Consider the following 14,946-nt stretch of genomic DNA (forward strand, 5'->3'; position numbering starts at 1 on the left):
ACTTGCACAAGTTTCATAAACAACGATAAGTACGATCCTCTTGTAGATTATTTTCTCCCTCTTTTTTTAATGGCTCATTGTTCCGATTTGAGGAAATCTTATCATGCGGCTTTTTATAAAAAATACTATAGTCCACATGGGCACTTAATCTGTTGTTTGGATTTTTCTTAAAAGCCACTATCCCGGCTTTCATTCCCATTTCGTCTGCAGTGGAACCGTTGTTAAGTGTAAAATCAATCGAAGTAATATTGGTGGGAAGCGAGTCGCTTCTTGGACCTATTAATGACCCATTATGTAGACGGCCCAATGTAATATCTTCTCCAAGAATGTATTCATTAATACGCAAATCGGCTACGTCGCTGTTACTTGAAGCACGATTAATTAGAAAAGGATAGAAATATATAATATTCCCAGTGATCGTATTACCTCCAGAATGACTTTCAAATTTATAAAAACTTTGCCAAAATTCGCTATTGGTTTCTCCCATTCGCGCAGCATACATATTTTTTAGGATAGGCCTTAACCGCTGTAGCCAACGATAGAGTAAATTAACTCCTTCTCCCTTGTGCTTCTCATTTAATACTAATTCTCTAATTAAATTATCACCAAGCCTCCCAATTTTACACCAATCCTCTTTGGTACCTTGCAAAACAAATTGTGGTATAAAACAAAGTGTAGCTATGCTAAAAGTAACATAGGCAGAACAAGCTCCCATCAACGTTACCGCCTTCACTTTTTTATCTATTTCAGTAGTTTGGCTATAGTTCTGCAAAAGAAGGCTGATTAACTTGGTATTTTTAATCCACTGACGAAGTTTTTCTGCAAAAGCGAATGGTACATTGTCCCAATCTATCTGCTCATTCAGGAACGTTAAATTAATTTCTCGCTCATTAGAAATTGGCTTCATCGACTTTTTAAAATCATTAGGGTATTTTTGAAGGAAACGAGCTACTCCTTGCATAATTAATAGATGAATATCATCAGGCCTTAGTTCAATAGGTTCATGCTTGGCAAAAGCAGTGTGCACCATGGAACCAAAAGCAGAACCAAAAGATTCATAGACCAAGTTATTCATTAACGCTTTATTATCGTTATATGGATTCGTGAACGAATGAATAAAATTTTCAGAGAGGATATGAGGATGCAACTTTCTTTGAATTTGATCTAAATGTGTAACGACTAAGGAGTGTTTATTGCACTTTATTTTGTCCATATAGTCATGAAAATTTAAGATGGCAAAGGTGTCATTTTCATCCAACTCTACAGTGAACTTGAGTGATGGATTTTTTATCTTTTGATCATTGGAACAAGAAGTAAACTCTCGATTGGGTGCGCTTATTAACGTATCTAGCCGCTCTCGTTCAAATTTTCCCCTAAAAACATCAATAAGTAACTCTTGAGTTAATAAGCCATAGGTATACAGGTCATCAACCAGGATCTGTTGCTTCCAGGGAAGTGTTTTATACCCCTCATAGTTTCCTTTAGTGAGTAGACTCGTTTTTATTAACATCCAAATGGCATCAATATGAGCCTTAACCACGTTAATTTCATCAGAAAAGCCCGCTTGCTCCATTTTAATTAATAAGGGAATAAGAAAAGTTATAGATTCAGTCTTGTCTGATAAAATCAAATCTAAATATTTGGGATTTCTGATATTTGCATCTTGTAATGCTTTTAAAGGAGCTGCTTTCCGCTCCGGCTTTAGCTGAGAGCGCACCCAGTTTAATGTGTGCTCTAATTTTCCAAAATAATTTCCTGCCACTATAACTTCGGCAATCTTATCAGAAGAATACTGCCAGTCTTTACCATTCTCACTCCAAACGATTGCTGAGGCAGATTCATCAGTTAATATTTTATTTTCATAAAGTATCTTTAATCCCTTTATAATTTCTTGAATATTAGTCAATCGCTTATTTAAAATTTTATAGACTAATTTGGATGATAGTACAGCTAATAAATCATTGTCTTGAAACGTTACCAATGCATTGGTAACAACACGAGTTTGAAAATAATTCTGCATTAAGAGGTTATAGCTTTTCATATTAAGGAGATCTTTCGCTTCTAATAAAAAAAGACTTTCCTGCAACTCAGAAAACAATGCGTATGTTATTTGTGGATCATTCCCAATGCACTGAGCAATTAATGAAATAACTTCTTTTCCCCAGATATTTTGTTTTTTTAGGGCCACTAACAGTTCAATTAATTGAGGAACATGTTGTCTTACCTTTAAAAGCTTTAAAGCAGTGGAAAACATTACGCCTTCATCTTGTAATCTTTTTACATGTTTTGGGTCAATTGAATAAGTGTTTGATCGCAGGGAATCACGTACTTTTTCATCTTCTATCCATTTTGGATCTAATACCACTAATAGCTCAGTGAGCTTTTTACAACTGCCAGAGTGGCTAATAAGCTCCCAATTTTTTTCATTGAGTTTGTTACACTCTTGCAATTTTATAATAGCGGCCATTAACTCCTTATAGGGACGTCCACCACATATCTCACCACAGAGTGTGTCAATCAAGTATTCTTCATTCTTATCCATTTTTTCAGTGTATAGATCTGAAATCGTGCTAATAAGCTCATATCTGTCATTTACTGTAAGTTCACGCTCTGGATAGCTCAGAAGTTTTTCTTCAAGAGCATTAATAAGAGGAGAAAATCCTGTCCAGTATCTTTTTATTAAGCTGGCATTTTCTTTAAATCTTTTAATTTGGTGAGAAAGTATTTTTGTGTTCATGCAATCATCTGCCAAGTACCAAATAGAACTAAGAAAATATTATATACACTCCAATAAACACTGAGTATATTTTTTAGAGAATTAACTGAGAAATTAATGAAAGAAGAAATTAAAAAATGACATATTACTTAAAACTTCCCTCTGCGAAAATCATCTAAAGCTTGCATGACTTCTATTTGTGTGTTCATGACAAAAGGACCATGACGGGCAATAGGTTCATGTAGTTTTACTGCGGCAATTAACAGGCATTGACTGTCTTTTTCACCAATCATGGTCAACTTTTTTCCGGAACTTAATTTGGCCAGCACACCTTGAGAAACTACTTGTTCTCCGATTAAAACCGCTCCGACAATAACCAGTACCACAGCCTGATAATTATCGGGAATATGTTGAGTCATGTGCACCCCTAAAGGTAAACTGATATCAAAAAATAAAGGCTCGGTCGCAATGCCATTAATTGGCGAGGTAGTTCCCTTATCAGTACTTCCTGCAATGACTTTAATCTCTACACCGGAATCGTTTTTTTCAACAGGAAGTTGCTTGCTTTGCAACTCTTGATAACGAGGTTCGCGCATTTTTTCTGCAGCAGGTAAATTCAACCACAATTGTAATCCATGCAAACAGCCGCTTTTTGAAGAAGGCATTTCTGAATGCACAATCCCTCTTCCTGCAGTCATCCATTGCACATCACCCGCACCAATAACGCCTTTATGGCCTTTATTGTCTTCGTGAGTAATGCTTCCATCCAATAAATAAGTTATGGTTTCAAAACCACGATGAGGATGAGGTGGAAAACCGGCCATAAAATCTATGGGATTATTGCTGTCAAAATAATCAAGCAGCAACAATGGCTCAAAGTCATTGGTTCGTTCTACACCAATATAACGGTGCAACTTCACTCCCGCACCTTCGCGAATCATTACCCCATTAGTTAACCGCTCGACTTTAATATTGCTCATGGCGGTACCCCCTTTCACACTCGGAAACTCTCCATTAATTGCATGACTCTGGTTGCTGTTTAAGCATAGCTCAAAAAATATTATTTTTCTATTTTACGCCAAAAGGATTGCAAAAGAATATGATAATTATCAATAAGATAATTAATTTACTAGTAGATATGCAGGACAAATGCAAAAAGGCCCCAGATCCGGGCCTTTTTCATTAATAAAATCAACTACTCTTGGGCTTGTTCATGGCAGCTTTTGAATTGCGCTTCCATTTTATCATGCATTTTTTTCATCATATCTTTAAATTGCGCTTTTTGTTGATCGTTAAGAACAGCAAAAATTTGGCTTTTCGCATTTATTTTTGCTTTTATTATATCGCCAATCATTTTTACTTTTTTATCAACCAAATCATTCACTGCAGATTGATCCATATTTGGAGAAGTAACTTGCGCATTGATTTGCTTACTCAAATCTTTCATTTGTTCACGGTTTTGTTGCATACTGGTCTTCAGTGAATCGATAATTGGCTTGACTTTTTGTTTTTGTGAATCATCCAAGTTTAAAGACTGGACCATTTTGTCCATACCTTCACCACAGCCAAACGCATGAGCCATTGCAGTAGAGCCAAATACTAAAGAACAAGCCAATGCGAGTGTTCCTAACAATTTCTTATACATGATACCTTCCTTAGTTAAGTTTAAAATCATAAATAAGTATAGCTGGAAATTAGAAATTTGCTCACAGTTTATTGACTTTCGGGAGTATCGCGTTATGGATTCATATTAATTAATGCTACACATATGCTACATTTAACCTAATAGATTTAAAAAGAGACAAGGAATGATGGTTAAGAAAATTAGGCCGATTAAATTAAGTAAATCGGTTTTAAATACTATTTTCATCCTGGCACTTTTGCTATTTAGCATTATGAGCATTTCCTCCTATAAAGAATTAAGAAATCTGGTGGGGGCTAATGAGTGGGTCACTCATACATATGAAGTAATCAGAAAAATGGATACTGCGCTTTTTTCTCTCTCTGAAATAGAATCCAAACAACGAAGTTATTTAGTTACCGGTGATAAAAATTATCTGGCAAACATCAATATAATAAAACCCCAAATTAATAAAGCGATAAAAGAATCTTATGCTTTAACTACAGATAATATTAGACAACAAGAAAGACTTAATGAGTTTTCTAAACTTATTGACGACCGACTTGCTCTTTTAAATCAGATAATTGCTTTAAAAGATGCAGATAAATTTAATACTCCTGAAGGAGAGAAACTCTTTAATCACAGTGAAGAAGCTTCAAATCAAATTAAAGACTTAGGAAAAGAAATTAAAGCGGTAGAAGAGGTGTTATTATATGACCGGACTATAGATACTTTACATCAAGCCTATATAAGCAGAATGTTTCTTATTTGGGGCGGCATAGTGAGTCTAACCTTTTTGGTTATTCCTTTTTTATTAGCTAATTTTGAGCTAATAAACAGAGAACTTATCGAGCATAAAATTCGTAACACACGTACACATCTTCGACAGATTATTGAAAGCACTACCGACATGATTGCTGCATTTGATGATAAAAATCATCTTATTGTTTTTAACGAAGCTTATCATCTTGAATTTAAAAAATTATTTGGTAAATCTTTAATTATAGGAATGAATAAAAAAGATGTATTCTCACCACTTCTTACGGCAAAAAACCATTGGTTAGAAATATGGAAAGACTCCTTACGTCCTGAAGAAGAAGTAAAAATCATGAACTATGAAGAGGGAAAAACGATTTATGAACTAAGATCTATTCTGGTCAAAAATGAACATAATGAAATAAAAGGATTGGTTCATAATGTTCGCGATATTACCAACAAAGTAAAAGAACATTCAGCTCTTCAAGAATCGAATGAAAAATTAAGTGAAGGGTTAAAAGAACTACAGCTAAAAAATAAACAAATCACTTTATTAGTGGATATGAGCGATATTCTGCTCGCCGCCAGTTCACAGGATGAATTAAGTAAAGTAATGGCAAAATATGCGAAGCAATTACTTCATTTTAGTAGCGGCTATCTTTATATCATGCATCCTTCAAAAAACTATCTTGAAAAAGCAATAGACTGGGGTAACCCAGAAAACCAGGAAGAGATATTTACTCCTGAACAATGTTGGGGTATACGTTTAGGAAGAGTTCATGAAATTAGTGAACAGCGCAAAGAATTAATTTGTGAACATATTAAAGAAGATATTCAAAAAACCTCCACTTTAATTTGTGTACCTCTTATGGCACAAAATGATATTTATGGCCTTCTCTATCTTGAGATTCATAACCCATCATTTAAATTTAGCAATGAAGAATATCTTATTATCACTGCGTTTACCGAATTAACTGCCTTAGCTTTAGCCAATGTGCGGTTACGAGAAAATTTACGTTATCAATCAATTCGTGATCCACTAACTGGTCTTTATAATAGACGCTATCTTGAGGATGCTCTTTTTAAACAAATTCATCAAGCTGAACGAGATCACTTTTCTTTTGCCATTCTCATGCTGGATTTAGACCATTTTAAAAAAATTAACGATACTCATGGCCATGATGCAGGAGATGCCGTCTTAAAGGCAGTAAGTGAAATGCTAGACAGTGCTATAAGACAAGGCGATGTCGCATCACGTTATGGTGGAGAGGAATTTGTTTTGATGTTGCACAATATTGATATGGAAAATGCTAAAAACCGAGCCAAGAGTATCTGTTCTAATGTTACTAAGCTACAACTCAAGTACGGTGCCCAACAAGTTGGACCTATGTCTGTTTCAATTGGCATTGCTATTTATCCCAATGATAGTAAAGATCAAGAAGAGCTTATCGAACAAGCAGATAAAGCTTTATATATTGCCAAAAAATCGGGGAGAAATTGTGTAGTTCTCTATTCAGAAGTAAAAGAAGCTAATCAATTCTAATCACACTGATGAAATTAAATAAAATCTCATTTGTTTTTCTCTCTTCTATTTTTGATAGAAGATATAGGATATACTATATGTATATTAGATGGAGATTACTATGAGTAAAATTCTTATATCAATACCTGATAAAGTTGCTTCTCGAATGCGCGCTTCTATACCTCAAAAACAACGCAGTAAAGTGATTACTCAACTGTTAGAGCAAGAAATAGAAAAACGGGAAAAAGCGCTTTATGAATGTGCTATGGCTGTTGAGCAAGATATTGAATTAAATCGCGAAATGCAAGATTGGGATAGAACCATTCAGGATGGATTAACCGATGAATCGTGGTGATATTTATTGGGTAGATCTTAATCCGACCACTGGATCAGAAATCAATAAACAACGTCCGTGTGTTCTAGTGGGAGCAACACCAATTAATCAGGCACGACATACAGTAGTAGTTATTCCTCTTTCCACTTCTGCAAAAGCCAGACATCCAATAACCATTGCAGTATCTTGTCTTGATAAGCAAGTTACAGCAATATGCGATCAAATCCGAACAGTTGATAAAAGTAGATTAAAAAAATTTGCAGGGACACTTTCTGATAAAGATTTGAATTCACTTGATGATGGTTTAAGGCAAGTTTTAAGTTTGTAATTGATAGGAAAGCATTAGGGTCGATCCCTCCAGGGCTTGACCCTATTTACTCGCTAGAAATTTCGTTCACAGAACCTAGGGTATAAAATTCGCAGTTTGAAGTTTATTGAGTATATCTCTTAACTGGGTTGGTCGTTCCATTGCTCCCAGAACTCCATAAACAAAATGAACGAAACGCTCAGAGGGTTGCACCTATGCCTACAACGCCTACAAAATCCATGTAATCACACGCTTCCATAAATTATCCCGCCAAAGCGGGATAATAAAATCATAGATATTTAAAAAAAGCTAAATAAAATGGATTGAACACCAACAAAGTCAGGTGAGTTTGCTAGGCCAACACAAGGACCACTAAAAGCACCCGTTGATGTATTTATGGGACATTGCCAGAGAGTATTGGATAAGTCAGAGATATAAGCATACTTGCTGCCATTTATGGTTTGAAAATTTACTGAGAACGTGACAGTAAAAGCGACTGTATTGGTTAGCGCCGTACAACTCCCACTAAAGGTACCCGTTGCTTGATTGATAGGACATTGCCAAAGAACGTTCGTATTATCGGCCACATAAGCATAGGTCGTGCCATTAAACGACTGAAACGCCACGTTGCTTGTTTGAAAAAATACACCGACAGAGGCTCCTCTTTTTAAAGCAGTTCAGAGTGGAAGTGGAGATACGGTCGAAGTACTTATAAAGCAATTACTAAAAATAAGCAATCTTTAACCTTTATCGAGTCCTTGGCTGTTGCAGTAGTAAAATTTACCGATTTTCTTAAAGATTACCTTTGCGAAAAAAGCATTAAATATCATTCTCAATTTGTAACTCCCCAGGTATTTAATTGAGCTCACCGGCTTCCCCTCTCCACCACGTGCAGCGTGGGGGAGAGGGATCAAGGGTGAGGGGATTAAATACCTGGGGAGTTACCTCAATTTTTTAAATCAGCTAAAGATTTGCCAGAATCTAAACCGTCTAACACTTCACAGCCTAAAAAATCTTCTCTTTAACTAAAATTGTGCTCGCTAGGGGGAGCCTAGCGAGATTATTTATCATCAACCAACGCTAGTTGTCTAAATCCTTATAAGTGAAACTCTATCTCCAACTCTTTACAGAACACCTTCTGTTAGCGACAATATGTTCTTCTCTATACTGCATTATTCACCAATTACTATTCTTTTTGCTCCGTGGAGTCACGATGAATTTACAAATAAAAAAATTTTTATCTGTCCTTATCTTAATGAGTTCAACAACCATTTGTCAGGCAGATATTTTACTTAAGGACATGAAAGGAAATAATATTTCTTTTGCATCTCTTAGAGGAAAATGGATAGTAATCAACTATTGGGCGAGATGGTGTAAAACATGTATAGAAGAAATACCCGAATTTAATCGTTTTTACCACAAACATGCTCACGATCAAGTGGCTTTATTTGCAGTAAATTATGATGCCTTACCCACTTATAAACAAAATAATCTGATTCAAGAACTAAATATCCAATACCCTTCTTTGCGCCGTGATCCTGCCTTTGCTTTAGGCCTGGGGAATATTGTAGGCGTGCCGGTAACTTTTATTTTTAATCCTCAGGGTGAGTTAGTGAATACTTTGTATGGAGGACAAAATGTTCGCTCCTTGGAAAAGGCAATTTCAGAAAAAATAACCTAATTAGGCTTGTTCTTCAAACAAACGTTGTTTTTGTGACTGGGTAATACGGATTTTTAATAACCAGTCACCTTCCTCATTAATCGCCTCACTAAGTACCGCGCCTAACTGGTATAATTGTGCTCGCAATTTAGCCTGGGTTGGCTTAATCACCACATCTTCAAACAAAATTGCACCATGCAATTGAGTACTGATTGCTTCTTTGAGCAAATCCAAACCGATATTGGCTGCAGCAGAAACCCAGACCTTACACCACTGTGGGTTTAAATCAATCTTGGCTTCCCAACCTTCTTTTAAATCAATTTTATTAAAAACTTGAATTACTGGAATATCATTAACTCCCAGCTCATGCAAAACTTGTTGTACGGAAAATACCGTTTCACGCCAATGAGGATCTGAAATATCAATGACATGGAGCAATAAATCAGCTTGCTGGGTTTCTTCTAAAGTTGCACGAAAGGCTTCGACTAAATGGTGCGGCAAATCGCGAATAAAACCTACGGTGTCAGCCAAAATAACGGAAGAAGAACCAGGTAAACTTAATTGGCGCATGGTAGGGTCCAAGGTAGCAAATAACTGGTTAGCCACGTAAATATTTTCACCAGTTAACGCATTAAATAAAGTAGACTTTCCAGCATTCGTATACCCCACTAAAGAAACTGTAGGCATGGCCGCCTTTTTACGCGCCTGACGGTTTTGATCGCGACTGCAGCGTACTTTTTCCAAACGCCGGTTAATGTATTTAATACGTTCACGCAATAAACGACGGTCTGTTTCTAATTGCGTTTCCCCAGGACCGCGAAGACCAATCCCTCCTTTTTGCCGCTCCAAATGCGTCCACCCTCGGACTAAGCGTGTGGATAAATGCTGTAATTGCGCCAATTCAACCTGTAGTTTTCCTTCAAAAGTCCGGGCACGTTGTGCGAAAATATCAAGAATTAAACCGCTGCGATCTACAACACGACATTCAAGTAAACGCTCCAGATTACGCTCTTGAGAGGGAGATAATTCATGATTGACAAGCACCAGCTCCGCATCAAACACTTTGACCAGATGGGCAATTTCCTCTGCTTTACCTTTTCCCACATAATACTTAGCTTCAGGTGTACCTCTTGTGCCTAAAACACAATCTAATACTTCAGCACTTGCTGAACTTGCCAATTCTTCAAATTCTTGCAATGCTTTTTCAGCATCAACCCCAGGCAGTGCCAATTGTACTAATATAGCTCGCTCACCACCTTGCGGACGTTCAAACACTACATTATTCTCCGACTAAAAGGCGTTTACAAAATAAAAAAACGCCGACACCAAGACAACGTGGGTATACTTACAAAACCCACATTGTCAAAGCGCCTAGTCTGCCACAGATCCTTCAGTTCCACCAGTTCCCTCATCAGCAGTAGGAACCTTAATTGCACGTGAAGGTACTACTGTGGAAATAGCATGTTTATAAACCATTTGTGTAATTGAATTCTTGAGCATTACTACATATTGATCAAAAGAATCGACCACTCCATGCAACTTAATTCCATTAACTAAGAAAATGGAAACAGGTACCTTTTCCTTACGTAACTCATTTAAAAAAGGGTCTTGTAATAAATGATTTTTAGACATTGCCTACTCCTTATTGTTATTGTAATTTTAAAAGGCAAAACGAGCATCTAATAGCTTATTCGACCCTTTTAAAGAAAACTTTAGCTTATTTTCATGACAGCTCAAGTTTAATTAGTTACTATAGGTATACAAATTTAATTCTTGAAAAACTTCTTTGAGTTAACTTAATGATATATGGAAAAAACCAAGGCCAAATCCAACCTTAAAGCCTTGTGGTGATAATTATTCGATATGGGAAATGTGTTAAAATAGTAACTCATCTCCACCATAACACTTTAAGGAGAGCAACAATGCCACATACTCGTGAATTTATATTAAAACACGATAACCCCTATCAACTGTTTGCAACCGGCGAGGATTTAACACAACATCAAAAGATCCTTAATGCACTCTCAAGTGAAGAAAAGAAAGAGTTGGCAATTAAAATAATTTCGCACTGCTCCTCAAAAGAACTACAGAAGTATTATTTAGAGATGCAACCTATTGCATCTCATCTATCAAATGACACAACATTTTATGCCATCTTAATCAAGATACATCAAATAAAAAGCAGTATTTTTGCCATACTTGATGTAAACAATAAGTATCCGCATCAGACATTTAAAGATTCGATGGATCTCTTTAACGAATATAAAGACTATGCTCTGAACCTATTCAGACATTCAGAGCTTAATCTTGCAGAGCGCATGGTTATCTCGGTGCCTGGAAAAGAACGCGCGAGTCTGGCCAAACAAGTCAGTGAAATCTTTCCTAATAGCGACTTGGCAAACCATTTAAGTACAATGTGTTCCTTACGCCACCAACTGAGCATGTTATTAAGTAATCAACCAGAAACTTTTTTTACCGAAGAATTTGATGCACAACGATACCTTACTTGTTCTCTTCTGGTGACTCATATGCTTAAAGATCATGAAAAAAACATTGGAACAAAACTAGCTCAGACCTCAGGCAAGTTACGCAGCCAAATAATACGCCAACTCCAGCTGTTAACTTCCTCGGCCCATGATAGTGCTAATCCTTTTACTCTAATTGCCAAATCAATGGCTCCAGACAAAACATCTCTTAGAGAAAATCATTACCGTACTTTTGGTAAAAAAGAAACACCTCAAGATCCTAATAATAACACCTATACTACATCCAACAAACCTCATACGACATTTTGAGCTATTGCCCTTATATCTAAGGGCTTCTTATGACCCATAATGAGTTTAAAGGAGCAATCTAATGATCCAAGAGCGAAATGAAAGAATAAATAGGACACCAAAACAAAGTGGTTTTTTCATGCCCGCAGAATGGTATCCTCATGAACGCTGTTGGATGGCCTGGCCTTGCCACTTGGATACATGGTCCCAAATTGGTCTTAATAAAGCACGTGTAGCTTATGCTCGTGTAGCCCATGCAATTGCTCAATACGAACCAGTTACCATGTTGGTTCGTCCTGATGATGAGGCGCAAGCACGAAAATTATGTCGTCCAGAAATAACTCTCCAATTATTGCCTCTCAATGACTCATGGACTCGCGATATAGGGCCAACGTTTTTACTGAATAAAGAAAAGCACTTGGCAGGAATTAATTGGATTCACAATGCTTGGGGTGAAAATTATCAAGATTATAATTTAGATAATAAAGTCTCAGAAGTTATTATTGAGACAACTAAAGCCTTATCTTTTTCTGCTTCTCTAATAATGGAAGGAGGCTCTTTTCATGTTGATGGCGAAGGTACAGTGTTAACCAGCCGTGAATGCTTACTCAATAAAAATCGCAATCCACAACTAAACCAACAGGAAATTGAGCACTATTTATATGAATACCTAGGTACCGAAAAAATCATTTGGCTTAACAAAGGATTACTCGGTGATGAAACCAATGGACATATCGATGAAATAGCCTGCTTTATCGCTCCAGGAAAAATATTATGCTTAAATACTGAGGATAAAAGAGATGTTAATTATGCAAACATGCAGGAAAATTTAGCAGTCCTGCGATCCGCAACCGATGCCCAAGAACGCAAACTTGAAATCCATACAGTAGAACAGCCTCCTGCAACTTTTATACATGGCAAACGTTTAACTTTATCCTATATTAATTTTTATTTGGCGAATCAAGGTATCGTCATGCCGGCTTTTGGTTATGGAGAATATGATAGTGCGGCTTATAAATTATTTACGCATCTATTTCCAAATCACCAAATTACTCAGATTGATGCGTTGGATGTATTTACTGGAGGCGGTGGAATTCATTGCATTACTCAACAACAACCTAAGTCTGTGCGCTAAAAAACATCGGTTGCATCATTCAAGACGCAACTTGTCATATAAAGATAAGACAAGACCCCATGCTCTTTGAGAAATTTCTTACATTGCACTGCTCTATCCTCGCAATGACAATATTCAAGGATAAGATATACTTAAATTTCAAAGGGATGACATGGACATGTCTGACAGGATGTCAAAATTGAAGGGACAAGTATAGTACACGGAGGTACTTTGCTACTCAGAAGCTGTATCTGAGAGTTCCTCACCTTAGTTGTATTCTATCGCGATTAGCTTATCTTTATCAACATCATTTGCACCAGAAACCAATAATTCCGCAACTTGCTCTTTTTAAAAAGAGCATTAGTACCCGGATGATGCAAGCTGTTGTAATCTTTTTGCAATGACTAACTGGATATTATCTCGTGCTCGGGCAGGGAAATACTGATATGCATCAAAAAAATCTTGTGCATTAATCGATAAAAAAGTGCACGGTGTCAAAGTACTGACACGCGCCGTTCTGGGGATACGTCTTAAAATTGCGATTTCCCCGAATACATCTCCAGGGCCTAGAGTATTAATTCGTTTGTGCCCTAAATCGATGTCTTTTACAGAAACTAACATCCGCCCCTTAACGATAATATAAAGCTTATCCCCAATTTCACCTTGCTCAATAATGATTTCATCCGTGCCACAATGAGTAACCACACTTTTATCTGCTAACATTTTTTGCTCGATAATGCCAATACCAGAAAAAATTGTTGCATTATAAATCGCCTTAAGCACTTCAGCTTGTGTTAGGCCAGCTAGAGATCCCATAGAACACCAACCTTACTATTTAAATGTCCTTTTTTTTAGTCTAGTACAGTTTCATTGTATTTTCTCTTTCCATTTTTGAGACTCTTATAACTTTAAAAATCCCTGGCAGCAGAATATGTTGACATCGAAATCATTTAGCGCAACAATAAACCACGTTTTTATGCTATGAGATTTTTAATGAACTTAAAAAAGATTCGCTCTCTTCTGTTATGTACGTTAGTTCTTAGTGCAGTAATGGCTCCATTAACTTATGCAGAATCTGCCTTTGAAATCGTCGGTTCCAACACATACACTTTAAAAACACATGAGTCCAATTCATCGCTTCGCCAAGAAGCCCCGGATGCTGGCAAAGAAGGTAAGAAGGTAATTCAATTATTAAAAGTAAAATTATCTGATGAAGAAAAAGCTCATCTTGCCAATCAAGCTCATAATATGGCAAAACATGAGAATCAATTTGTTCCTAATACTAATAAACTATTACATTCTGAACTACCTAAATCTGTTAAGCTTGGCATGAATAACGTGCCTGTTCTTGATCAAGGCAGACATGGAACTTGTGTTACTTTTGCGATAACGGCTGCGTTTGATGCGCTTCTTGGCCAAGGTGATTATATAAGTCAAGTATGTAACCTACAGTTAGGTTCTTATCTAGAGCTACATGGTTATAGCAATAGTGGTTGGAATGGTAGTTATCCTATTGAGGTTCTTACACAAATTCAACAATATGGGGTAATTAGCAAAAAAAATCAAAAATCTTATGGATGCGGTGGTTTATTTGACTACCCAACTTATTCCTCCCATAGTAAAAAATCGTATATGACACCTGAAAGTTTTGCATCCTTAAGTGAGCCAATTATTGGCAATTTAGCAACCTGGTCTAATATCCGCAATAAAGACGATGCTGAAAGTACTTTAAATAATGTAAAAGAAGCATTAAACGAAGGAGATCGTGTAGCTTTTGCTGTGTTATTACCCAGCATTGAATTAGGAACAGCTGGAGCTGTTGCTTTCTACAAAACCTGGTTTTATGAGGACACATGGGTATTATCTGACGCAGTTTTAGCAGGTGTTGACTCTATTGATGCCGCTCATGAAATGGTGATTACAGGCTATGATAATGAAGCCCAAGTTGTGGATAATCGCGGCAAAAAGCATAAAGGTTTACTGACTTTGCGTAACTCTTGGAGCTCCTCAGTGGGTTATTGGGGTGAGTTTTATATGTCTTATGATTACTTTAAATTACTCGCTATTGATGTAAAACGAGTTTCTCATACAAAGATTTAATCACCCTTAAAACCATGATAAGTTGGGCCCAAATAAGGCCCA

Annotated in this window: 14 protein-coding genes; 7 read left to right on the top strand and 7 right to left on the bottom strand. The window is 36.6% G+C overall.

Annotated elements, in window-relative coordinates:
- Positions 1 to 13: 13 nt before the first annotated feature.
- The 3 genes from QM652_RS01510 to QM652_RS01520 all read right to left on the bottom strand — a co-directional run bounded on the left by QM652_RS01510 (position 14) and on the right by QM652_RS01520 (position 4,361).
- Complete coding sequence (locus tag QM652_RS01510; protein WP_415072386.1) at positions 14 to 2,737, bottom strand: DUF4419 domain-containing protein; 2,724 nt, start codon at positions 2,735 to 2,737, stop codon at positions 14 to 16.
- 128 nt (positions 2,738 to 2,865) lie between these two features.
- Complete coding sequence (locus tag QM652_RS01515; protein WP_415072387.1) at positions 2,866 to 3,696, bottom strand: pirin family protein; 831 nt, start codon at positions 3,694 to 3,696, stop codon at positions 2,866 to 2,868.
- A 215-nt stretch (positions 3,697 to 3,911) separates the two neighbouring features.
- Positions 3,912 to 4,361, bottom strand: a complete 450-nt coding sequence (locus QM652_RS01520; protein WP_415072388.1) for a Spy/CpxP family protein refolding chaperone — start codon at positions 4,359 to 4,361, stop codon at positions 3,912 to 3,914.
- A gap of 163 nt (positions 4,362 to 4,524) precedes the next feature.
- Here QM652_RS01520 and QM652_RS01525 point away from each other — a divergent pair, with 163 nt between their 5' ends.
- From QM652_RS01525 to QM652_RS01535, 3 genes are all read left to right on the top strand, one after another.
- Positions 4,525 to 6,636 carry a diguanylate cyclase gene (locus QM652_RS01525; RefSeq protein WP_415072389.1) on the top strand — a complete coding sequence of 704 codons (2,112 nt, stop codon included), beginning with the start codon at positions 4,525 to 4,527 and terminating at the stop codon, positions 6,634 to 6,636.
- A gap of 100 nt (positions 6,637 to 6,736) precedes the next feature.
- The gene (locus tag QM652_RS01530; RefSeq protein ID WP_415072390.1) at positions 6,737 to 6,970 is read left to right on the top strand and encodes a hypothetical protein; all 234 of its coding nucleotides are present in this window, start codon (positions 6,737 to 6,739) and stop codon (positions 6,968 to 6,970) included.
- Entirely contained in the window at positions 6,957 to 7,277 is a 321-nt protein-coding gene (locus tag QM652_RS01535; protein ID WP_415072391.1) for a type II toxin-antitoxin system PemK/MazF family toxin, read from the top strand. Before QM652_RS01530 ends, QM652_RS01535 begins: the two co-directional genes overlap by 14 nt.
- Before the next feature lie 278 nt (positions 7,278 to 7,555).
- Here QM652_RS01535 and QM652_RS01540 read toward each other — a convergent pair whose 3' ends face one another.
- A complete protein-coding gene (locus QM652_RS01540) occupies positions 7,556 to 7,882 on the bottom strand; it encodes a hypothetical protein (RefSeq protein ID WP_415072392.1) in 327 nt (108 codons plus the stop codon).
- A gap of 587 nt (positions 7,883 to 8,469) precedes the next feature.
- Here QM652_RS01540 and QM652_RS01545 point away from each other — a divergent pair.
- Positions 8,470 to 8,937, top strand: coding sequence for a TlpA disulfide reductase family protein (locus QM652_RS01545; protein ID WP_415072393.1), 468 nt, complete (start codon positions 8,470 to 8,472; stop codon positions 8,935 to 8,937).
- On the opposite strand, the gene hflX is transcribed toward QM652_RS01545, so the two are convergent.
- Both hflX and hfq read right to left on the bottom strand, forming a co-directional pair.
- Complete coding sequence (gene hflX / locus QM652_RS01550) at positions 8,938 to 10,191, bottom strand: ribosome rescue GTPase HflX (RefSeq protein WP_415072394.1); 1,254 nt, start codon at positions 10,189 to 10,191, stop codon at positions 8,938 to 8,940.
- A gap of 96 nt (positions 10,192 to 10,287) precedes the next feature.
- Positions 10,288 to 10,548: an RNA chaperone Hfq gene (hfq, locus tag QM652_RS01555; protein ID WP_415072395.1), complete on the bottom strand. Its 261-nt coding sequence runs from the start codon at positions 10,546 to 10,548 to the stop codon at positions 10,288 to 10,290.
- A gap of 290 nt (positions 10,549 to 10,838) precedes the next feature.
- Between hfq and QM652_RS01560 the strand changes: the two genes are divergently transcribed.
- Together QM652_RS01560 and QM652_RS01565 are read left to right on the top strand one after the other, a co-directional pair.
- Complete coding sequence (locus tag QM652_RS01560; protein ID WP_415072396.1) at positions 10,839 to 11,711, top strand: hypothetical protein; 873 nt, start codon at positions 10,839 to 10,841, stop codon at positions 11,709 to 11,711.
- A gap of 61 nt (positions 11,712 to 11,772) precedes the next feature.
- On the top strand, positions 11,773 to 12,825 hold the full coding sequence (locus QM652_RS01565) for an agmatine deiminase family protein (RefSeq protein ID WP_415072397.1): 1,053 nt from the start codon (positions 11,773 to 11,775) through the stop codon (positions 12,823 to 12,825).
- 339 nt (positions 12,826 to 13,164) lie between these two features.
- Here QM652_RS01565 and QM652_RS01570 read toward each other — a convergent pair whose 3' ends face one another.
- Positions 13,165 to 13,620: a cyclic nucleotide-binding domain-containing protein gene (locus tag QM652_RS01570; protein WP_415072398.1), complete on the bottom strand. Its 456-nt coding sequence runs from the start codon at positions 13,618 to 13,620 to the stop codon at positions 13,165 to 13,167.
- A 177-nt stretch (positions 13,621 to 13,797) separates the two neighbouring features.
- Here QM652_RS01570 and QM652_RS01575 point away from each other — a divergent pair, with 177 nt between their 5' ends.
- Positions 13,798 to 14,904 (top strand): peptidase C1, encoded by a 1,107-nt coding sequence (locus QM652_RS01575; RefSeq protein WP_415072399.1) that lies wholly within the window; start codon positions 13,798 to 13,800, stop codon positions 14,902 to 14,904.
- Positions 14,905 to 14,946 lie beyond the last annotated feature (42 nt).

The organism is Legionella sp., assembly GCF_047605385.1.
GTDB lineage: Bacteria > Pseudomonadota > Gammaproteobacteria > Legionellales > Legionellaceae > Legionella.